Genomic DNA, 241 nt, shown 5'->3' on the forward strand with positions numbered 1-241 from the left:
GATGGCCCCGGCGGTGGCGAGGGGAGCTCGACCACCATCAATGTCGATGTCGACAGCATCGAGGAAGCCGAGCGCGTGTTCGCCGCGCTGGCCGAAGGCGGCCAGGTGCAGATGCCGATCGCCGAAACGTTCTGGGCGCACCGCTGGGGCATGTTGATCGATCGCTACGGCAAGCCGTGGATGGTCAACTGCATGAAACAGCCCTGATCCCTCTTTTCTTCATCCACAAGGAGCTTCACCG

The 241-nt window shown here is 62.7% G+C and carries 1 protein-coding gene; it reads left to right on the forward strand.

The features are described from left to right. Positions 1 to 207: VOC family protein (locus HMPREF0519_RS12915; RefSeq protein WP_003637238.1), on the forward strand; the 207-nt coding region annotated here is incomplete at its 5' end. Positions 208 to 241: the final 34 nt, after the last annotated feature.

Origin of the sequence: Lentilactobacillus hilgardii DSM 20176 = ATCC 8290, from assembly GCF_000159315.1 — a bacterium.
GTDB classification, from domain to species: Bacteria; Bacillota; Bacilli; order Lactobacillales; family Lactobacillaceae; genus Lentilactobacillus; species Lentilactobacillus hilgardii.